Origin of the sequence: Bdellovibrio sp. HCB-162, from assembly GCF_047344985.1 — a bacterium.
Lineage (GTDB): Bacteria > Bdellovibrionota > Bdellovibrionia > Bdellovibrionales > Bdellovibrionaceae > Bdellovibrio.
In genome coordinates this window covers 2940760-2959990 of the sequence record NZ_CP178861.1, presented here as the reverse complement: position 1 = coordinate 2959990, position 19231 = coordinate 2940760, and the positions used below count along the sequence as shown (strand labels likewise).

The following is a 19231-nucleotide window of genomic DNA, read 5'->3' as shown; positions in this document are numbered from 1 at the left end:
GAGGTTATTATGGCTAAGTTATTTATTCAGAACCTACCTTCGAAAGAGGAATTTAAAGCAGCGGCGACGCGATTGCACGAAGAGGTGGATTCCAGCGCCCTGTACACGAACTTGTTATTCATGAAGGTTGCAACTGAGTTAGAGAACTATCTGGACGGCTTGCTAGCTCCTTACAATCTTTCCAGTGGACGTTTTACACTTTTATATCTTTTGAGTGATGCTCCCGAGGGACTTATGCCCTCGGAGCTGTCGCAAAGAGTAGGGGTGACCCAAGCAACGATTTCCGGATTAATTAACAGTCTTGAAAAAGCCGAGTTAATCAAGCGCGAACTTCACCAAAAAGACGGCCGCTCTTTTGTCATTAAGCTCGCAGATAAAGGCGAAGCTTTGATTAAGGAAATCTTTCCGCAGTGGGCTCCGAAAGTAGCAGCCTTCTGGAATCAAGTGTCGTTGGAAGAAAGATCAGATCTAAACGGTATTTTAGATAGAATGGTGAAGAATACATCTATGCTGAGTTAGCATCCTTATATTCTCCATCTCCCAAGTCGAAAGATTGGAGATAGGTATGAAACGCTTTTTGACAGTTGTTGTAGCAGGATTTTTGTTAAGCTGTGCCCCTCTTAAGAACTCTCCGTTTTCAGAAGAAACCGAGAGTTCGGTTTCAAACTTAAACGGGCAATATCTTGGATCTTTAAAGAACAGTCCTTTGTTTTATGAACCCGCCGATGAAATCACCTTCGGCGTTTTTTCTGACAGCCATCAAAACTATGCGGCTCTCGAAGATTGGGTGAAAGACGCCAATACGATGGATTTCGACTTTGTGGTGAGCCTGGGTGATTTCACAAATCAGGGACTTAATTTTGAGTACGATGCCTATCTGTCGTTGATTTCGCCTTTGCACGTGCCTTTGATTACGGTGCTTGGCAATCACGACTCCGTCGGTAGAGGCAAGTTATTGTATAAGCGTCTTTTCGGTCCGTATAACTTCCATTTCGATCATAAAGGATATCGCTTCATTTTTTTTAATAACAATCGTTTGGATTTTATTGACGAAAAAGTTGAATGGGATTGGTTGGCCCAAGAGGTCCGTTCAAGCCCATTGCCCCAAGTTTTGCTTATGCATGTTGATCCCGACAACGACGAGTATTTTACCTCTCAAGATAAAGAAATCTTTTGGGATATTGTACGGGATTCATCTGTTCGTTTGATTATGAATGGACATAAGCACGTTTATCACACGGAAGTAAAATCAGGAATATTGCGCCATCAGGTTGAGCGTTTAGAGCGCGGACGCTGGTCGCGAATCACCCTCAAGGAGGACAAGGTTGTTGTAGAACAATGTTTAAGAAAAGAGTGTAAGTATGAAACTCAGAAAGATTATCATTCTGGTTCTGAGCTTATGGAGTGAGTTGGCTGTTGCTCAATGGGGTGTCGCTTATGGAACGGGTTCGTACATGGGTGACCGGCATTTCGGAGTAGCCTACACATCAGAATCGGGAAATCACAATACGGTTTTTACCTATGGAACGACTCCGGGTATTTTGGGCAGCGACGTTCAACAGCTCAATCTGAAATATGTTTATTCGCCTTTTCATTCTTCTTACCAGGAAATCAAAACGAATTGGTTAGGTATGGGTTTTTTGGTCAGTCGCTGTTTGTGTGATGAGATGTTTATCAAGAACTCCGGTGTTTATCCCGAAGATAACTATTACGATGAAACGGCCTATCGTTTGGGATTGGTATTTGCGACAACGGTGCAGTGGAAAAATTGGGAAGCTTACTGGGATTGGACGTTGTTAGATCAAATAGCGATCGCTGTCTATAACAACGACCGCTTTGCCAATAAAGCAAGGTCATATTGGGCCGGCGGTTTTGGGGTGAGGTATTACTTTTGAGAACTGCGCCCTTGTTCACATATTAACGATGGATCTAAATTCGGCATTTTTTTTAGGGTTTCCAGGGATTGTGTGAACAGATGTCTGAGGTGCAGTTCACAGTTTTCCGAAGATTCAAAAGAGACGAATTTTTTTTGGCGACCGTCAATGTGTTTGGTAGAAAATCCCTGCTGTGTCTGCCATTCGCCCTGAGTGTTCATTTTATATATCGTCACCCCGATACTTTGAAAAAGGAAAAGGCCTTCGTATTTTACAAGGACTTTTTGATCCTTATAAGGTAAAGCGAGCTGACAGATTTTATGAACGTCTTGCCAGAGGTCTTCAGAAATAGCGAGATAGGCAGAATTAAAACTCTCAAAAACCTTTGTCATATTTTTTTCTGAAACTATTGAAAACTGAAATTTCGCCGCGGGGTCAGAGCATAGGTTCTCAAGAGATTGAACATCGAGATTTTCACGAATAAGTGCCTTAAGTTCGTCGTGAGACGCTGATGAAAAAAACCGGCCAATAAGAGGACGGACTTGTTTGGATTTTTGCTGGCAGTCGTTTTCATCGCACGTGATTTTTGCAAGACCATAAAGCCCTTCATGAATCAGGAGGGCGGCCTTGGATTCGAGAGACATCTTACCCCAAGCCGTTTTTGAAAGATAAATTGTCTTGTAATAGCGTACGGCTATTTGAATTCGCTGTGATTCTGGAACCGTGGGGCTGTCGTTTGCGAGAAGCTCCAGCATATCGACGAAAAGATAATTGTATTTTTCAAGGGCTTGCATCGTGGCAAACCCCAATCCTGGAAACGTCATTTCAATATCAGTCAGTTTTTGCAGCACCAAACTTTTTTCAGAAGAAAATTGTTTTGCAAGCGTGGTGTTATTCCAAGCGCCAAGTAGGGAGGTCGAAATTTGTGAACCAAATCGGGGATGCAGGTGCGACCCTTGTTCATATAAATCGCGCACATAAACTTGATCATCGACTAAAACGCCTTCGCCACCATTTCCAATACGTACATAAGCATTTGATGAAAGTGGAGCAAGCAAAGCTAAAATAAAGATGATTTTAACGAACATCGAAATCTCCTAACTCCATGGGGAATAACTGCACTGACAGGCGAAAAACTTGGTCATTGCCTTGATCGCGATTGAGGATATGAGCCAAGCGGTCCGTGAACTCGCGAATTTCTTTTTTAATCTCTTGCACGGCTTCAGAGCTTCCTGCGACCGTAATTGTTTGAAACTCGCGTTGTAGGACTGGAAATTTCTCTAAAGCTTTTTTAGCCAAATCCAAATTCGACTTATGAAGCAGACGGATGGTTTCACTTGAAATATCATCCGTGGTTGCAAGGTATTCCGAGGGACGCTTAATGGATCCGTCAGTAGACTTAATAAGGAAACGTCGGCGAAGCAGATCTTGAACAATGGTGTCCACGTCAGCTTTTTTTATTCCCAGTTTTTTAGAGATCTTCTGAGGTGAGTCAGCGAGGTCCGGAACATCAAAGCAGCAAAGGATAGGCCAGTAGGCCCAATGTTCAACAGCCAATCCTGAAAGGTCTTCAATAGGTTTGGTTTGTGTGGTGCTTGAATGAAATTTCATCAAAGCCAGAATTCTTTTACGCTCTGTCGGTTTAAGATTCATTTTTGCCAGAACGCGAAGAGCCCAGTCCTCGGATATATTCCAAACCTTAGAACCTTTGATAAGCGCGGAAGCAGGGCCGGGCGCAATATTAAGATTTCTAGCAAGAGCCCTCATTGAGTACCGGGGATTTTTTCTTTTCTGTTTTTGGTAATACTCTCGCAATAGATTTAAAAATTCGTCCTGCCAATGTGCCATAAGTGGTTATGCTCTATCGGCGATTTTCGACGGTCAAGAGTACGGCAAAACAATACGGTCGCTCAGCGATGAGATGAGCTTTAAAGAACACCTTTGCAGGTGCATATATAATCTTGATAAACATTCATTCTGTCACCGTGAGGTCCGCAGCTTCCTCCCGTATGAGTTTTTCCAACGGGCTCACAACTTACTGTTTGAGCGGGGCAACAGTTAGCCCCTCTTATTGAAGCAACGTTGCCTCCTCCGCCAGAGTCTGAGCAACCAACCGTGACACTACCTCGACACTGATAGTTTGAGGCCACTGCCGGGGCAGCCGGCACTGCACACAGCATTTTTCCTTGAGCATCAAATCCCGTCATGGTTTCTCCATTCGGACACTGACCGACGGAAGCAAGCAGGCGTTGTTTTAGATTTGAAATATCACAGACCGAGGTTGTTTCATTGAAAGTTCCCCCAAGGCTTGCGCATGCCGAGCTGGCAATACCGGTTCCATCTTCGCTGATAAAGCAACTCGTGATCGTTTGTGTAGCATCATCAACACGCAAGAATATTTTGCCCAGCGTTTTTGATTTGTAAATGTTTTTGCGTCCGTTGGTTGCTTGCGCCTGAAGAGATAAATCTCCAGCATAAAGAGTTTCTCCCGCGAAGGAAGCCACAGCCTTGGTGATATTGTTTAAACTAAAAGACTGAACCGTGAGATTCCAATTTTGCAAGGTGACCCCTTGAGCGACAACGCTGGCAGGATTTGTAGGATTCAGTCTTACGCTGATATTGCGAGAAGTTGCAGTAGGATTAAAGCTTCTACGACCCACTTCAAATGAAGCATTGCAAAGACTGGGAGTAGAGATTTGTTGGCGGATCACTTGTGCCAGTGTCAGCTCATCATTTTTGCTTTGCAATGTCTGGTTCTCCATCCACATGTCTTTGACTAAACCAGCAAAAGCAAGCCCCAGGATGCCTAAGAGCATGGCTCCCATTAAGGCTTGAACAATCATAAATCCCTTATTTCCAAGTGGTCTCATGAGCAGCGCCCCCTCACAAGTTCATCGGTTCAAGATGAAAAACACTCCAGTTACGGGTTTAGTTTTTGATCTCTGTGAAAGAGCGATTTATTTCTTAAGAAGAAGCTTTGCCTCGCGTTGAACCTTGCGAATGACGGCAGGATCCATTCTTGCGGGACGTGGGTTTAGATTCGACAGTCTTTCAACCAAAATGGACGAAATTAAAAAATCACGAAGGCGTTTGTCATCAGCAGGTATAATATTCCAAGGCGCATCCGGATGATGACTTTTCTTTAGAGCGATATTGTAGGCCTTAATATATCGTTTCCAATGTTCTCTTTCACGCAGATCGCTCATTGAAAACTTCCAATGCTTGGCAGGGTTATCGATTCTTTCCAAAATCCTTTTGGCCTGCTCGGTGGGACTGATGTGCAGAAAGAATTTGAAAATGATAACACCCTCTGTGCTGAGCATTTTTTCAAAGTTCACAATATCTTTAAGACGTTGTTTGAGCTTATGAGGCGGCAGGAAGTGATGTACGTAAGGAACGATGAAATCTTCATAGTGACTGCGGTTGAAGATCACGATTTCGCCTCTTTTAGGAGACTCTTTGTGGATGCGCCAAAGATAGTCGTGGGCTTTTTCAATTTCAGTGGGTGGCTTAAATGAGACGACTCTGACCCCTTGAGGATTCGTACTGCTGAAAACATGTTTTACTGTTCCGTCTTTTCCAGAAGTATCAAGACCTTGTAGAATAATAAGAATTTTGTGATTGGATTCTGCAAAAATCAGTTCTTGCAGATCCGAGAGTTTATCTGTGAGCTTATCGATTTCTTTTTCCAGGTCGTCTCTGTTGCCGGAAAAATATTTTGAAGCATTCGTTGAACAATCTTTAAGATCTTTATTCTTGGGGAAAAAAAGCTCTTCTTTAATTTTCTTGGAATTTTTGCTCATGACATAGTTTAGCTGAGCTTCTCAAAGACGAACAATGTTTAATCACAGGGAATGTTAAATTCCCTGTGATGGAACAGTACTAAAATAAGTATTTGAAATTTAGAACGGCGGAACCGATGGTGCCGGTAGTCTTTTCCGACGTGCTTCCAGATTTTAGATCCAGTTCTGTTGTTACAGCGCGGCCGATGTATTCAATAACGAAATGATCATGAATAATCCAACCCACACCTAAATGAGCGCCGATGCCATTCTTTATGTCGATTGAATCCATTGGCGACGCTGACGTGTACTTTGTTATTCCATAGACTATTGCAAGAGGAATATAAAAATTTTCCCAACGATAAGCCGTTCCAATATAAAAAAAGTTCGTTTGATACTTTGGAGTAGCGACTGACGTTGGAATAGAGAGACCGTTAATGGTTCCCGATTTAAATTTACGTTCAGATCCGATTTGGACACCGCTTATAAAACCCCATGCATTTTGAGGTGTATTCCAAGCATCGACACCAAACTCGCCGGAGCTGTCGTACTCAAGATTGTAGTCATTGAAATAAGGAGTGCCAGAGCTAGTTCCGTGTCCGGTCATCTTAACTTGATAGTTGGGACTGTAGCCGACACTAAGACCGAATTGCCAATCAGCGAAAGCGGCACTAGAAGTTCCGACAAACAAAAACAAGAACGAAATAATACCTTTCACGACTCCTCCATAGTTTTCTATGAAAGCATTATTCGTTCAGATAAGTAAACTCTTGTGTGTTTTATTTGGACTTAGGTGAGACAAAATAAAAAGTCCGAATTTTCATTCGGACTTTTTATCAAAGACTTGTTAAAAAAATTAGTACTTATCTTTATTAAGATCATAGCAAGAGAACGTTCCGCCGTTAGGCAATGTAAGTTCATAGCTGTCGTCGCTATTTTGCGCAAGGATTTCACCGGTTTTAGAATTGTAAACAGTGCCGACAGGGTTGTCGCCTGGGTAAGTGCGCACTTCAAGATAAACTTGGCCTGTTGTTTTAGAAGTGTATTTTACGATGTAAAGATCGTTGAAGCTTTCTTCGCCATCTTTGCTGAACATTTTTTGAAGATCAGCAAGAGTAAGATGTTTGTTAGGTTCCTGATTGTAACCGGCGATGTAGTTATTGATCAAAGAAAGGTGGAACGCTGAAATCGTTTTAGTTTTTCTAACGTCGAAAATAGTTTCTTCCGTGAACTGTGCTTCTGCTTCTTCTGCGATTTCAAGAGCACACAACTCTACGTGAGCCGGTGTTGTTGTCGCCAAAGCAAATTTAGATAGCATTAAGACAGAAAGAAAAAGAATGATTTTGTTCATGGTAGGTCTCCGTGGTTTGTTTCGCACGTAGAAGTACCGTTCTCCTCATCATTTATCCAATAAATCGTTATAAAGTAAATATTCGTTATATGAATAACGTTTGAACGGCCTTACGAATATCGTTTTCATCGTGGTAAAGCCCAAAGCCAAAGCGCAGGCGTGTACCGCGAGAATCCGTCTTTAAATGATTTTTCGCCAGAGATTTGACCATTTCCTGAGTCTTTTCCGTCGAGGGTAGTTCAAAGGTGAGGAAGTGCCCATGAGAACTCAAAGCAGGTCCGCGAAGCAGGCTTTGCGCATTCACCAAAGGATGTTGCTTTTTCTGAAGCTCTGCTAAAAACAATTCCTGATTCTTTTGAACAAAGCCGTGAATTTTTTCAACAGTCAGTCCCTCCGATTTAAACTTTTCAAGAACTGCGATCAAACGGTAAAGAGCCGAAAAGTCCATCGTACTTCCCGCATATTGAAGAGCATCAGTAGGGTAACCCACCTGATTGCCAACAGCGGATAGGTGTGAAAGCTCCGCAAACCAACCCGTATGGAAAGGGCGGTGGTGAGTTTCAGGAGGCACATACATAAAGCAAGCGCCTTCTCCTCCTTGAGCATACTTGTAAGAGCCAGCAATATAAAACGCACGATTTTCTATAGACGAAAGATTTAAAGGCACCGCCATGAAGCTGTGATAACCATCAATCGCAAAGATGGCATTCGCAGGGGCTTGCTTTGCCAATCTTTCGACGTCACAAGAGAGGCCGGAATTAAAAAAGACGTGACTCACAAAAATAAGATCCCAAGACCCTGAAGCCATTTCCTTTTCAAAGCGCTCATTGAAATTTTCAGTGGGAAGACTCGGTACTTTCACGACTTCAAAATTAGGGAACTCCGCCAAACGATTGATCTGGCGATCGAAGCTGTAAAATTCGGAATCCGTCGTAAGCACGCGCACTTTTTTGCTCCAGTCTAAAGAGCTCAAAAGGCGAAAGACAAATTCATGTGTATTCGGAGCAAAGACAATCTGTTCCGGTTTTGAAAGGCGTAAAACTTCGGAAATTAATTTCTGCGCCTGAGGAATTTTTTTAGAAAAGATATAACTCCATTTATCGTCGACAAACTGGCAAGAGTCATCCCAGTACTGAAGGTGAGCGTCTCTGGAAACATCCGGCCAGTAGTGATGGCTGTGGCAGGCAAAATGAAGTTCTTGCGGATGAGCGTCTAAGAAACGGCGATAAAGGTGTTTATACATAAGTCCTCGCAGAAATAAAAAAAGCGCTCTTTCTACGGAGCGCTTTTTTAAGATCTAAATTTTCTTTAGATTAGAAGTAGCCTTCGTCATCGCCGAAGTCGTCATCTTCATCGTCTTCGTCGTCGTCATCACTAGTTTCTTTTTTCTTAAGAAGGTCATCGTCACCTTCTTCTTCATCTTCTTCTTCGAATGAACCGACTTCGTCAGACTCTTCGTCTTCGCCTTCATCTTCCCATTCGTCGTCTTCAGAAGCTGAAGTTTCGTCTTCGATATCGATCATGTTGTCCATGTCTGCTTCGTCTTCGAATTCAGAAGACATTTCGTCGATAGCTGGAGTAGTGGGTTTCAAAACCTCAACTGCGGCTGCGCCAACAACAGCGGCTTTAGCTGCTTTTTCTTTTTTAGGAGCCGCTTTTTTAGCAGCAGGCTTTTTCGCAGGTTTAGCAGCTTTTTTAGTGGCTGCTTTTTTAGCGGGCTTAGCGGCCTTTTTTGTTGCAGCTTTTTTCGCTGGTTTGGCAGCTTTTTTTGTAGCCGCTTTTTTAGCAGGCTTAGCTGTTTTCTTAGTTGCTTTCTTTGCAGCAGCTTTTTTAGCAGGTTTCGCTGCTTTTTTAGCTACTTTTTTCTTCGCTGGTTTTGCTTTTTTCTTTGCCATTGATTCGCTCCTAAAATGCTGGTTCAAAATGATTGCCCCCTTAGACTAGCGAGAATTAAGGGGGCAGGCAAATCAAAATAGAGCGAGTTTTTATCGGTCTTGTTTAGTTGATAATTCCACTCAAGTGGTCGTCGATAATTTTCGCGAGGTCATTGGGAAGGATAAACGAAAGGAAGAGACCTCCGTTATTGACCCCGGCCTTCGGAACGATGGTGAAATAACCCAAAGTTCTTGTCCCAGCCTTGTTTTTAATCGGCGCTGTAATTCCTAAATATTCTGGAAAGAAAGAGCTTTCCATGAACATTCCGACCGCATTCACGCCGAAATAAAGGTAGATCTTGTTGTCTGAGTTCTGATTAAGCCCCAGGGCTAGTGATGGGAACTCTCCGCTTGGCATCATTGGAAGAGCGCGTCCGCCTGGAAGACTGTTCGCAGGAGGCAATGTCACCTTGTCTTTGACGATGAGTTTCAACGGAATACTCACGGCCACGCGGGCTTTCTGCTGAGAGTCCAGAACGGTTTGAATTTTGACCCCTTTAACATTTGGGACATCTATATAGACATTGCTGAAAGGTCCTGGAGGAAGGGGAAGGTAAAGAAGTAGCGCGTTATTGTTTTTGTCGAGAGCAAGAACCTGTTCGTTTTCATACGAAGTCCCGCCAACGATGCCAGACATTTCCAATTTGTCATAAGCGCTCGGAGGTTTTGGAGTCGGTGTTGTGCCTTGTCCTGAATTATCGCTTGAACCTTGGCTTGTATTTCCGCCTGCTGCTGGAAGAGTTTGAAAACCGTCTTTACTGCAAGCTGCAAGAAGGGTGGTGGTAGCGATCAGTGCAACCATCAGGCTTGTTGTTTTAGAAATGTTCATAATATTCCTCCATGCTTCGTACATAATATTTCGGAGGAATTTCGCCTGGACTTTAGCTAAATATTTGAAATTATTGGTAAAAAAGTTATACACTTTTTTGATGATGGAAATATTCGAACAGGGTCCTGTAAAAAGAGTGAGCGAATTTTTTTAAAATCAGAGCAAAAGAAAAACCCGATGATTGCTCATCGGGTTTTATATTTAGAACTTTGTTAACTAAGAAGAGTGGAGTCCAGTTCCGTCGCCGGAAGCGACTCCACATCCTGCGCAGAAGCGCCTTAGCCGATCAACTTAAGAGCCAATTGGTTAGATTGGTTAGCTTGCGCCAAAGTTGAAGTACCAGCTTGCAACAAGATGTTGTTACGAGTCATCTCAGAAGATGCTTGAGCAACGTCTGTGTCGCGGATACGGCTGTTAGCAGCTGACAAGTTCTCTTGAGCAACGCCCAAGTTGTCTACTGTTGAAGTCAATCTGTTTTGGAGCGCACCAAGGTTAGCGCGAGTTCCAGAGATTGAAGTCTGAGCGTTATCCAACATACCCAAAGCTTCTTGAGCTCCCTCTTTAGAAGAGAAGTCAATACCACCGATTCCAAGAGCATCCAACGTAGCTACGTTTTCACCAGCGTTGAAAGAGATACGGTCTTCTTCTTGGTTGTTGAACAAACCAACTTGGAAATCAAACTTCGGAGATGAACCATCAAGAAGTTTAGTAGTACCCCAAGTAGTTACAGAAGCGATACGTTGAACTTCAGATTTCAATTGCTGAACCTCTTTATTCAACATGCCACGCTCTGTTTCACCAACAGTGTCAGAAGCCGCTTGGATTCCCAACTCACGAAGACGAACCACGATGTTACCGATTTCGTTCAAGCCACCCTCAGCAGTTTGAACCATTGAGATACCATCGTTCGCATTTCGTTGAGCTTGTGCTGCAGAACGAATCTGAGCTTTCAAGCCTTCAGAAATCGCAAGACCTGCTGCATCGTCAGCCGCTTTATTGATACGGCTACCAGAAGCAAGTTTCGCCATAGAGTCGTTGATTTGTCTTTGCGAACCAACGAGGTTTCTTTGTGCGTTGATCGCTGCCATGTTTGTTGTTACTCTCATTCCCATTTTAAATTCCTCCGTTAATATTTATTTTTCATTTTCAATACCCTCCCTGATTTGTTTTTTGGCTGGGCAGAACCTACTCTGCTTTGCCGAGCACTGACATCCGAGTCTGTGCTAATTGAATGGCCTTTATTGTTTTCTCTCTGGCTTGGAGAGAGTCGCTGGTTAAGTCCGCATTCTAGAGCCTCGCTCTTTCATGCTCCTGCGCCCAGCGCGCGAACAATCTATTGTTCTACTTACGTCATCCTTGAAGGCCCTCCTTTCGGTTCTACAGAGAGAGTGACCTTCTCTCTCTGACTCCTTCTGAGTGAATCGTTGATGTGTATATGATCGGGATTTGAGACGTTCTCTTGACAGGACATCAGGCGGGTTTTGTTTTATTTCTACAATACTAGTCTAAGGATAGATCGAGATTTCAAGACGTAAGATTGTCCTGAGTCACTTAGATACAATACTTTCAGAGGGAAAAATCGCGATTTGCTAGACGGAAGCTCAGTCAATTTCTAGAAAGCGACAAAAGGCCATGTTGCCAGCCAGTTCGTACTGATGAGATTGCTCCGCTTTTAAGTGGTGCAAAGGATTGTAGCCAATGGTGCAAACGGTCTTGTCTCCATCATAGTGAGAGCAATCTTCACAAGAAAAGCGTGTGTCATATTTCATAAAGTCGCGCGGGTTCACAGTGTCTTTTTTGATAGAGGGCGTAAGACGGGGCTGTGACTTTTTTCCCTTGGGATTTACGATTCCTGGCATCTCGGTTCCTTAATAAATAATCCTATATTGACAAAGTTAAAATAGGACTCATCCTTTATTTCAGATGGAGGGAATATGAGCAACGATATTGAAAAAATGACGCGAAAAAGTCAGGAGGCCATGCAAGCGGCTGCCCGACTGGCCGAGCGTAAAAACAGCCCCTCTGTGGAGCCGGAACATTTGTTAACGGAGCTAGTACAGCAATCCGAAGGCATTGTTCCGCGTTTATTGGATAAATTAAACGTGGCGCAAGCACAGTTCTTAACGGAACTTCGCACGCGCATGGATAAGTTTCCTCAAGTCACTGGAGGCGGGCAAAAACTTTTTGCGAGCCCTCGTTTAGAAAAGGTCTTTAAAGCGGCGGAAGCCGAGGCCGAAGCTTGGGGTGATGCCTATATTTCTACAGAGCATTTCTTTTTAGGAATGTTGAAGTCTGGCGATGCTGAGCTGAATGCACTTTTTAAAAAATCAAAGATCAACGCGGATGCCGTAAAAACAGCGTTGGAAGAAATGCGCGGCAATCAAAAGGTCACGGACGATGAGCCTGAAAACAAATACGAGATTCTTAAAAAGTACGCTCGCGATTTAACGGCTTTGGCAGCGGAAGGAAAGTTAGATCCTGTCGTAGGACGTGACGAAGAAATTCGTCGTGTCGTGCAGGTTCTTTCGCGCAGAACTAAAAACAACCCGGTTCTTATCGGGGAACCCGGTGTTGGTAAAACAGCCATCGCCGAAGGTTTGGCCTTAAGAATTATCAAGCACGACGTGCCGGATAATTTGATTGGCAAAAAACTCATGTCTTTGGATATGGGAGCTTTGATCGCAGGAGCCAAATACCGCGGTGAATTTGAAGATCGTTTGAAAGCGGTCATTAAAGAAGTCACATCCAGTGATGGCCAAATCATTTTGTTCATCGACGAATTACACACGCTTGTCGGTGCCGGAAAAACGGAAGGCGCCATGGATGCAGGGCAGTTGTTAAAACCAGCCTTGGCGCGCGGTGAGTTGCGCTGTATTGGTGCAACGACTTTGGATGAGTATCGCAAGTACATCGAAAAAGATGCGGCTCTTGAACGTCGTTTCCAAACCGTGATGGTGGAAGAACCGAGCGTTGATGATGCGATCACGATCTTACGTGGTCTCAAAGAAAAATACGAAGTCCATCATGGTATTCGTATTACCGATGCAGCATTAGTGTCAGCGGTGAAATTATCTCACCGTTACATCACGAACCGTTTCTTGCCGGATAAAGCGATCGATTTGATCGACGAGGCGGCAAGTAAGCTTGGCATTGAAACACGCTCTGTTCCTGAAGAAGTGGATAAGATTGAGCGCGAGTTGATGCAGCTTCGTATTGAAAAAGAAGCTCTGAAAAAAGAAAAAGACGAAAGTGCCAAAGAGCGTTTGTCGGTGATTGATAAAGAGATCACAGACCTTAATGCCAAAAACCAACTCTTGCGGGAACAGTGGGAGTTTGAAAAAGGCGGCATTGATCAGATTAAAAAACTCAAGGCGGATATTGAGGACTTGAAAGTGGCGATCTCCAAAGCGGAACGCGAAGGGGATTTAGGAAAAGCAGCCGAGTTGAAATACGGCAAACTTCCAGAGACGGAAAAGAAACTCAAAACTTTTGAAGAGCGCAGTAAAGAACAAAAAGCCTCTGAAAACCGCATGCTCAAAGAAGAAGTCGGCCCGGAAGACGTGGCCGAAGTTGTGGCAAAGTGGACAGGCATTCCTGTTAGCAAGATGCTTGAAAGCGAATCACAAAAACTTTTGAACATGGAAGAGGAGCTTAAGAAACGCGTTGTCGGTCAAGACCACGCTTTGACGATTGTTGCAGACGCAATTCGCAGAGCGCGTGCTGAGATCTCGGACCCGAATCGTCCGATTGGAACATTTATGTTCTTAGGACCAACGGGTGTCGGTAAAACTGAGACCGTAAAAGCCTTGGCGGAATTTTTGTTCGACGATGAACAAGCGGTTGTGCGTATTGATATGAGTGAGTACATGGAAAAACATGCGGTCGCTCGTTTGATCGGTGCACCTCCGGGATACGTGGGTTACGAAGAGGGCGGTCAGTTAACGGAAGCCGTTCGTCGCAGACCTTATAGTGTTGTTCTGCTTGATGAGGTTGAGAAAGCGCATTCGGATGTGTTTAACATCTTGTTGCAAGTTCTTGACGACGGTCGTTTAACGGATGGTCAAGGTCGTACAGTAGACTTTAAAAATACGGTCTTGATCATGACTTCCAATGTGGGCTCGCAGTCTATTTTGGACAGTCACATGAGTGAGGCGGATAAACGGGAAGCCGTGATGGAAGCTTTAAGAGAACGCTTCCGCCCTGAGTTCCTCAACCGTATTGATGAAGTCGTGATGTTTAACTCTTTGGGAGAATCGCAAATCGGCGGTATTGTGAAAGTGCAGCTCGATCTTGTGGCGCAACGATTGAAAGCGAAGAAGATCAATATCGACTTTGATACATCGGCGGTGAATTTCTTAGCGAAGAAAGGTTACGATCCAGTCTATGGAGCAAGACCTTTAAAACGTGTGATTCAAACAGAACTTTTGAATCCACTTTCAAAAGAAATCATTTCAGGCAAAATCAAAGCTGGGGATACTGTGCACGTTAAAGGTTCGGATTCACAATTAACATTCTAATCAAAGGCTCCCGCGGATTTACCGTGGGAGCTTTTTTATTTCCGGTCTCACTTTTCATTTCTAAAAACAGTTTGACCTTTCTCCGTGAGACTTTTCACAATAGATATATGAAAAAATCAATTTTAGTTTTCATGATGATTTGTGGATTAACAGTGAGTTCTTGGGCGCAGTCTCGTGTCACTTATGATTTGAGCGGAGCTTCAGGAACGCGAGACGATGAATCCTTTAGTGAAATTCATTTGGGACTCAATTGGTATATTCATGATTGGTTGAATTGGCGCAATTCCATCTTCACGCAATTTGGAACTGATATTAATACAGTCTACGGTTTGGATACGGCGGCTTTGTTTAATTGGGAAGCCTACACGCAAGGCCGAGGCTTAGGAATCGAACTCTTCGCGGGTCCCGGTTTGCGTTTTGCGACCGAAGACTCCAACGCGGTTTTCGGAAAAGCGGGAATCACTTTTGGTTTGGGAGGACTTCGTCTTGGTGGCGGCATTCAAGCGTTTCACTATTTCGAAGATCGTCATGATAAACAAGACCGCATCCTCAACAAAGACGAAACACAATATTTTATTACGGTCTCTGGCGGTGGCAGTTTCTAAGCTGCCACCCTCATCACACTAGTCACCAACAACGATCAATTTCATTTCACCGTCACAAGTCAATGTGGCGTGAACCCAGCAATCCGCACCCGGTCCGCAAAGCCAGTAATACAATGAACCACTTTGGTAGCGATTGTTTCTAGCATCCCAGTGTGTTTGCAAAAGAACTTGGGAAAGATGAGTCTTTGTGATGCAGCCTTGATTCGGACGGCCTTTGCACAAGCCCACATTGTATTGCTGTTTCAATTCACTAAGAATTGTTCTGTCTTGGTTGAGCAAAACTTCACGGGCTTCCTCTTGAGAGAGGCACGCTTCGTTTGCATGCGCAGAAAATGCGACAAGAGAGAGAAGAACTAGCACAAATTTTTTCATAGCAGACTCCTAGGTTTTGAGGGTTAAACCACATCGCCTGGAAATTCCTCAAGTCAAGATTCTGTTCGTATGGCGATCGAGTAGGATTTTCATTTTTCACAGAGTGAAAAACATGTGGACAGCAAAGACGCAGACCCGAGTGTTCCCATAAAAAAGGTTGAACAAAAGAGTCTAATGTTTCGACAAGCGAAAATTTTTTTGTAAATCGAAATTTTTTACCTTCACAGTAAATTCATACACTTAGCGTGTCTCAAGGTAAGACCGGTTTTAGTTTTGCAAGTGTCGTCAATAACTTAGCTCTGGTTTAAGGTCCAGCCCATCTACTCCGTATACTGTGCATGAAACCTCCGCACGTATTTGTGGAAAGGGAAAGACATGAAATCGCAGAGCACGAATTGGTCGAAGAAAATTTTTAAAGCATCCATCATGGTAGCTGGAGCTGCAATGACCATGGGTAACCAAAAGTGTGAACAAAAACCACCAGAGGTTCCCGCACGCGCTCTGAAGAAAATCGTGGAGCTTGGTGCTATCAGATCAAGTCCCATCATCTTTCCTGGCGGAAGTGCTTTCGACTTTCAATTTGTCGCAAATCAACAAATCTACGGCGTGCTATTGGATAGCAAGGAATTTACATTGAAGTATAATCCGCCGATCGCGGTCCCTCCGCAGGAAGCAAGACCGGGGGATGTGGGCTTCTTCAATCTGACTAAAGCGGACGGTCAGATGATGAAGGCCTTCGCGCAAGCCGCAGGTAAAGACAACTACAACGTGCAATACGCAAAAACAGCGTGGTGTATGGTGAATATCCCGCAAGCAAAAATCGCGGGCTCGGTGAATTCATTTGAATTGATCGGCGGCGGCGGAATCACTTTGGGTTTCACTCCCGCAGGAGCTTTGCCTGTGAATGGTTTAAGTTCTGCCGGATTCAATGTTGAGTTCGCACAATTGGATTTATCCATGGTGGCCATGCGTCCTCTGACATCCAAAGCGATGGCGGCTGCAAACGTCACATCAAAACAAACAAAAACTAAAGTGAGCTTCGGCTTGAACTTTGGTGCGTTCTCGATTGGCCCAAGTGCTTACTATCAAACTCCTTTGGCGCAAGTCACAAAGAATGCACTTACGAAAGCTGTGGGCGATTTGAATGGACAGCTTAAATCAGAAGAATGGTACACGCGCGTTCTTGCCAACCACGATACACACTTGGTGATCGTCGGTGGTTTGGATGTGAAGTTGGAGCCGGGTGACCAGTTGCTCGTTTACAATGAAGACTACTACTGGGAGGGCGAGCCTTGTGATTCTCGTTACCTTGGAGGTGGCGCGCAAGCGGGTTCGGCGGTTGCGAAAATTGAAATCGACTGGGTCGGTGATGAGATCTCTCGCGGTCGCGTGATTGAACAAAACGATGAAAACGCGGTGATCGGTGCGAAAGTGAAACTCTTTAAGTTCCACGATGCGAACTACAAACCGCAAGATCCAGGTGTGCAACCTGTGAACCCTTCAAATCCAAACAACGGTAACAGCGGCACTCCGCAAACACCTTCAAAACCAGGCCGCGGCTAAGGTCTCTACCTGGTTTTTATTAGATCTGGCGTCATGGCTAGAACAATGTGCAAACATGGCGCCCTTTCCTTGCCAATATAGAGGCAAAAGTGTAGGTTTCAGGCATTCAAGCTTGAGGCCTTTATGTTTTCTGGAATCGTAGAATCTGTGATGCCGATTGTGAGCTCCCAAGAGCTTCCGAATGTGTATCGTATTAAAGTCAAAAAACCTAGTGAATTCAATGATATAAAACTTGGCGACAGCATCGCTTGTGACGGCGTTTGTTTGACCGTGGAAGCCTTTGATGATGAGCAAATGACGTTTGCTCTGGCGGCAGAGACGATCAAGGTTCTTGAATGGAATCCGCAGAGCTGGATTGGCAAGAAGATGAATCTTGAAAGATCCTTGCGTTTTGGTGATCGCATTCACGGTCACCTTGTCACGGGTCATGTCGACAGCCTGGGCACTGTGACTCGCGCTTCTCTTGAGGGCGAATCATTTTTCCTCGACGTTAAAGTGAAAAATACCATTCTGCCTTTTGTTTGGAAAAAGGGGAGTGTGACTTTGAATGGTGTAAGTCTCACTGTGAACGAACTTAACAACGACACGGTGTCTGTGTGTTTGATTCCTGAAACATTGAAACGCACAAACTTGGGCGATCTTAAAGTCGGTTCGGTTGTGAATGTGGAGCCCGACTACATGGCTCGCGCGATTCAACGTTCTTTGGAAGTTAGGAAAGATTAAAAATGTCTTTTAATACCATCCCTGAAATCATCGAAGATATTCGTAATGGAAAAATGGTCATCCTGGTTGATGACGAAGATCGTGAGAACGAAGGTGATTTGATTCTTGCGACAGATCACGTAACAACCCAGGCTGTGAATTTTATGATCACAGAAGCGCGCGGTCTGGTGTGTTTAACTGTGACAGCTCAACAAATCGAGCGCTTGCAATTGCCACTGATGGTTCGTGATGACATGAACTTTGCGCCGAACAAGACAGCCTTCACGGTGAGTATTGAAGCGGCGGAAGGAATCTCAACAGGGATCTCTGCTGCGGATCGTGCACACACTTTGAAAGTGGCGGCGAATCCTCACGCAAAACCTACAGACATTCACATGCCTGGTCATATCTTTCCGATTCGTGCGCAACAAGGTGGCGTGTTGAAGCGTGCCGGTCACACGGAGGCCAGCGTGGATTTGGCTCGCTTGGCAGGTCTTAATCCTGCAGCGGTGATCTGCGAAGTGATGAATCCAGATGGCACGATGGCACGTGTGAATGACCTTAAAGACTTCGCAAAAAAACACAGTATCAAAATCGGCACGATTGTGGATTTGATCGCCTATCGTTTGGCGAATGAAACTTTGGTCGAAGAAATTGCTTCCATGGATTTGCCTCCGTCATTTGGCAAAGACATGAAAGCGCGTGTTTTCAGAAGCACCGTAGACGGTCTTGAACACCTGGTGATTCAAAAAGGCGAGATCACTCCGGAGAAAGAAACTTTGGTGCGCGTTCACGTGGATAACTTCACTCGTGATTTTATGGCGGTTCTACAAAGAGGAGCTTCCACAGTTCTTGAAAGCATTAAACTTATCAATGAACAACCGAGCGGTGCTTTCGTATTGCTTCGTGGAAACAACCGCACACAAGGTCTTGCGCAAGAGTTGCAAGTTCTTGCGGGCATGGATGATGTTCGTCCTTCAACGCCGCTAATGGATGAAAGAGATTACGGTATCGGTGCGCAAATTTTGCGAGAAATTGGCGCGCGCAAGGTTCGTCTTTTGACGAACAAACCGGAAAAGAAAGTCGGCTTAAAAGCTTTTGATATTGAGATTGTTGAAATTGTCGCTATTGAAAATGTAAAGGGGCACAAGTAATGGGAACTATCAAAGTGGGTGTTGTCACAGCACGCTTTAACAACGAGATCACTGAAAAACTAGAAGAGGGTGCGATCAATTACCTAGAGTCTTGTGACGGGGTAGAGATCTTCGCAGCTCTTGTTCCTGGCGCTGTGGAATTGCCTCTGGCTTGCCAAGCTTTCTTGGATGCGGGTTGCGATGGTGTTGTGGCTTTGGGCGCGGTGATTCGTGGTGAAACTTCTCACTATGACTATGTCTGCAACTCTGTGACTGACGGTATCACTCGTTTGATGCTGGACTATAAAAAGCCGATCGGTTTTGGCGTTTTGACGACGGAAAACGACGAGCAGGCCCTTGATAGAGCTGGTGGTAAACACGGCAATAAAGGTGAGGAAGCCGCACAAGTCGTGATGGAAATGATCGGTTTGACGAACGAGATTCCGGCTGCTTTGAAAACAGCTTCTATGATGGCCAAGGCAAAACCTGCGAAGTCCGCGAAAAAGGCTTCTAAGGCGGCACCGAAAGCTCAAAAAAATAAGAAAAAAACTAGAAAGTAATAGTCGAGA

Annotated in this window: 21 protein-coding genes; 9 read left to right on the top strand and 12 right to left on the bottom strand. The window is 44.4% G+C overall.

What is annotated here, in order from left to right; translation table 11 throughout:
- Positions 1-9 precede the first annotated feature (9 nt).
- The 3 genes from ACLSSO_RS14340 to ACLSSO_RS14330 are packed head-to-tail and all read left to right on the top strand — an operon-like array spanning position 10 to position 1895.
- The gene (locus ACLSSO_RS14340) at positions 10-519 is read left to right on the top strand and encodes a MarR family winged helix-turn-helix transcriptional regulator (RefSeq protein ID WP_295900540.1); all 510 of its coding nucleotides are present in this window, start codon (positions 10-12) and stop codon (positions 517-519) included.
- 46 nt (positions 520-565) lie between these two features.
- On the top strand, positions 566-1408 hold the full coding sequence (locus ACLSSO_RS14335; protein ID WP_413943218.1) for a metallophosphoesterase family protein: 843 nt from the start codon (positions 566-568) through the stop codon (positions 1406-1408).
- Positions 1362-1895: a hypothetical protein gene (locus tag ACLSSO_RS14330; protein WP_295900538.1), complete on the top strand. Its 534-nt coding sequence runs from the start codon at positions 1362-1364 to the stop codon at positions 1893-1895. Before ACLSSO_RS14335 ends, ACLSSO_RS14330 begins: the two co-directional genes overlap by 47 nt.
- Here the strand turns inward: ACLSSO_RS14330 and ACLSSO_RS14325 are convergent.
- From ACLSSO_RS14325 to ACLSSO_RS14275, 11 genes are all read right to left on the bottom strand, one after another.
- Positions 1886-2962 carry a hypothetical protein gene (locus tag ACLSSO_RS14325; RefSeq protein WP_413943217.1) on the bottom strand — a complete coding sequence of 359 codons (1077 nt, stop codon included), beginning with the start codon at positions 2960-2962 and terminating at the stop codon, positions 1886-1888. The two genes, ACLSSO_RS14330 and ACLSSO_RS14325, sit on opposite strands and share 10 nt — an antisense overlap.
- Positions 2952-3722: a DUF4423 domain-containing protein gene (locus tag ACLSSO_RS14320; RefSeq protein ID WP_413943216.1), complete on the bottom strand. Its 771-nt coding sequence runs from the start codon at positions 3720-3722 to the stop codon at positions 2952-2954. Before ACLSSO_RS14320 ends, ACLSSO_RS14325 begins: the two co-directional genes overlap by 11 nt.
- A gap of 80 nt (positions 3723-3802) precedes the next feature.
- Positions 3803-4744, bottom strand: a complete 942-nt coding sequence (locus ACLSSO_RS14315; RefSeq protein WP_295900531.1) for a hypothetical protein — start codon at positions 4742-4744, stop codon at positions 3803-3805.
- A gap of 87 nt (positions 4745-4831) precedes the next feature.
- The gene (locus ACLSSO_RS14310) at positions 4832-5677 is read right to left on the bottom strand and encodes a PPK2 family polyphosphate kinase (protein ID WP_295900529.1); all 846 of its coding nucleotides are present in this window, start codon (positions 5675-5677) and stop codon (positions 4832-4834) included.
- Between the two features lie 79 nt (positions 5678-5756).
- A complete protein-coding gene (locus ACLSSO_RS14305) occupies positions 5757-6374 on the bottom strand; it encodes a hypothetical protein (RefSeq protein ID WP_413943215.1) in 618 nt (205 codons plus the stop codon).
- Positions 6375-6512: 138 nt separating this feature from the next.
- On the bottom strand, positions 6513-7007 hold the full coding sequence (locus tag ACLSSO_RS14300) for a hypothetical protein (protein ID WP_295900524.1): 495 nt from the start codon (positions 7005-7007) through the stop codon (positions 6513-6515).
- An 85-nt stretch (positions 7008-7092) separates the two neighbouring features.
- Positions 7093-8250: an aminotransferase class V-fold PLP-dependent enzyme gene (locus tag ACLSSO_RS14295; protein WP_413943214.1), complete on the bottom strand. Its 1158-nt coding sequence runs from the start codon at positions 8248-8250 to the stop codon at positions 7093-7095.
- A 70-nt stretch (positions 8251-8320) separates the two neighbouring features.
- A complete protein-coding gene (locus ACLSSO_RS14290) occupies positions 8321-8902 on the bottom strand; it encodes a hypothetical protein (protein ID WP_413943213.1) in 582 nt (193 codons plus the stop codon).
- Positions 8903-9005: 103 nt separating this feature from the next.
- On the bottom strand, positions 9006-9770 hold the full coding sequence (locus ACLSSO_RS14285; RefSeq protein WP_413943212.1) for a hypothetical protein: 765 nt from the start codon (positions 9768-9770) through the stop codon (positions 9006-9008).
- A gap of 278 nt (positions 9771-10048) precedes the next feature.
- A complete protein-coding gene (locus ACLSSO_RS14280; protein WP_295904072.1) occupies positions 10049-10882 on the bottom strand; it encodes a flagellin in 834 nt (277 codons plus the stop codon).
- A gap of 489 nt (positions 10883-11371) precedes the next feature.
- Positions 11372-11629 carry a hypothetical protein gene (locus tag ACLSSO_RS14275; RefSeq protein ID WP_295904071.1) on the bottom strand — a complete coding sequence of 86 codons (258 nt, stop codon included), beginning with the start codon at positions 11627-11629 and terminating at the stop codon, positions 11372-11374.
- Between the two features lie 75 nt (positions 11630-11704).
- Here ACLSSO_RS14275 and clpB point away from each other — a divergent pair, with 75 nt between their 5' ends.
- Entirely contained in the window at positions 11705-14287 is a 2583-nt protein-coding gene (gene clpB / locus ACLSSO_RS14270; RefSeq protein WP_413943211.1) for an ATP-dependent chaperone ClpB, read from the top strand.
- A gap of 107 nt (positions 14288-14394) precedes the next feature.
- Positions 14395-14892: a hypothetical protein gene (locus ACLSSO_RS14265; RefSeq protein WP_413943210.1), complete on the top strand. Its 498-nt coding sequence runs from the start codon at positions 14395-14397 to the stop codon at positions 14890-14892.
- Positions 14893-14910: 18 nt separating this feature from the next.
- On the opposite strand, the gene ACLSSO_RS14260 is transcribed toward ACLSSO_RS14265, so the two are convergent.
- The gene (locus ACLSSO_RS14260) at positions 14911-15264 is read right to left on the bottom strand and encodes a hypothetical protein (RefSeq protein ID WP_413943209.1); all 354 of its coding nucleotides are present in this window, start codon (positions 15262-15264) and stop codon (positions 14911-14913) included.
- 375 nt (positions 15265-15639) lie between these two features.
- On the opposite strand from ACLSSO_RS14260, the gene ACLSSO_RS14255 reads away from it, so the two are divergent.
- The 4 genes from ACLSSO_RS14255 to ribH all read left to right on the top strand — a co-directional run bounded on the left by ACLSSO_RS14255 (position 15640) and on the right by ribH (position 19222).
- Positions 15640-16827: a hypothetical protein gene (locus ACLSSO_RS14255; protein ID WP_295904062.1), complete on the top strand. Its 1188-nt coding sequence runs from the start codon at positions 15640-15642 to the stop codon at positions 16825-16827.
- A gap of 123 nt (positions 16828-16950) precedes the next feature.
- Entirely contained in the window at positions 16951-17550 is a 600-nt protein-coding gene (locus ACLSSO_RS14250; protein WP_413943208.1) for a riboflavin synthase, read from the top strand.
- Between the two features lie 2 nt (positions 17551-17552).
- Positions 17553-18683, top strand: coding sequence for a 3,4-dihydroxy-2-butanone-4-phosphate synthase (ribB, locus tag ACLSSO_RS14245; RefSeq protein WP_295904056.1), 1131 nt, complete (start codon positions 17553-17555; stop codon positions 18681-18683).
- Positions 18683-19222, top strand: a complete 540-nt coding sequence (gene ribH / locus ACLSSO_RS14240) for a 6,7-dimethyl-8-ribityllumazine synthase (RefSeq protein ID WP_413943207.1) — start codon at positions 18683-18685, stop codon at positions 19220-19222. Before ribB ends, ribH begins: the two co-directional genes overlap by 1 nt.
- Positions 19223-19231 lie beyond the last annotated feature (9 nt).

What these genes read in the sequence shown, in the direction of transcription:
- ACLSSO_RS14295 (WP_413943214.1), bottom strand. Translation starts at nt 8,250, where the DNA reads ATGTATAAACACCTTTATCGCCGTTTCTTAGACGCTCATCCGCAAGAA.
- ACLSSO_RS14285 (WP_413943212.1), bottom strand. Translation starts at nt 9,770, where the DNA reads ATGAACATTTCTAAAACAACAAGCCTGATGGTTGCACTGATCGCTACC.
- ACLSSO_RS14280 (WP_295904072.1), bottom strand. Translation starts at nt 10,882, where the DNA reads ATGGGAATGAGAGTAACAACAAACATGGCAGCGATCAACGCACAAAGA.
- ACLSSO_RS14310 (WP_295900529.1), bottom strand. Translation starts at nt 5,677, where the DNA reads ATGAGCAAAAATTCCAAGAAAATTAAAGAAGAGCTTTTTTTCCCCAAG.
- ACLSSO_RS14250 (WP_413943208.1), top strand. Translation starts at nt 16,951, where the DNA reads ATGTTTTCTGGAATCGTAGAATCTGTGATGCCGATTGTGAGCTCCCAA.
- ACLSSO_RS14275 (WP_295904071.1), bottom strand. Translation starts at nt 11,629, where the DNA reads ATGCCAGGAATCGTAAATCCCAAGGGAAAAAAGTCACAGCCCCGTCTT.
- clpB (WP_413943211.1), top strand. Translation starts at nt 11,705, where the DNA reads ATGAGCAACGATATTGAAAAAATGACGCGAAAAAGTCAGGAGGCCATG.
- ACLSSO_RS14325 (WP_413943217.1), bottom strand. Translation starts at nt 2,962, where the DNA reads ATGTTCGTTAAAATCATCTTTATTTTAGCTTTGCTTGCTCCACTTTCA.
- ACLSSO_RS14265 (WP_413943210.1), top strand. Translation starts at nt 14,395, where the DNA reads ATGAAAAAATCAATTTTAGTTTTCATGATGATTTGTGGATTAACAGTG.
- ACLSSO_RS14255 (WP_295904062.1), top strand. Translation starts at nt 15,640, where the DNA reads ATGAAATCGCAGAGCACGAATTGGTCGAAGAAAATTTTTAAAGCATCC.
- ACLSSO_RS14340 (WP_295900540.1), top strand. Translation starts at nt 10, where the DNA reads ATGGCTAAGTTATTTATTCAGAACCTACCTTCGAAAGAGGAATTTAAA.
- ACLSSO_RS14260 (WP_413943209.1), bottom strand. Translation starts at nt 15,264, where the DNA reads ATGAAAAAATTTGTGCTAGTTCTTCTCTCTCTTGTCGCATTTTCTGCG.
- ACLSSO_RS14330 (WP_295900538.1), top strand. Translation starts at nt 1,362, where the DNA reads ATGAAACTCAGAAAGATTATCATTCTGGTTCTGAGCTTATGGAGTGAG.
- ribH (WP_413943207.1), top strand. Translation starts at nt 18,683, where the DNA reads ATGGGAACTATCAAAGTGGGTGTTGTCACAGCACGCTTTAACAACGAG.
- ACLSSO_RS14320 (WP_413943216.1), bottom strand. Translation starts at nt 3,722, where the DNA reads ATGGCACATTGGCAGGACGAATTTTTAAATCTATTGCGAGAGTATTAC.
- ACLSSO_RS14315 (WP_295900531.1), bottom strand. Translation starts at nt 4,744, where the DNA reads ATGAGACCACTTGGAAATAAGGGATTTATGATTGTTCAAGCCTTAATG.
- ACLSSO_RS14290 (WP_413943213.1), bottom strand. Translation starts at nt 8,902, where the DNA reads ATGGCAAAGAAAAAAGCAAAACCAGCGAAGAAAAAAGTAGCTAAAAAA.
- ACLSSO_RS14335 (WP_413943218.1), top strand. Translation starts at nt 566, where the DNA reads ATGAAACGCTTTTTGACAGTTGTTGTAGCAGGATTTTTGTTAAGCTGT.
- ACLSSO_RS14300 (WP_295900524.1), bottom strand. Translation starts at nt 7,007, where the DNA reads ATGAACAAAATCATTCTTTTTCTTTCTGTCTTAATGCTATCTAAATTT.
- ribB (WP_295904056.1), top strand. Translation starts at nt 17,553, where the DNA reads ATGTCTTTTAATACCATCCCTGAAATCATCGAAGATATTCGTAATGGA.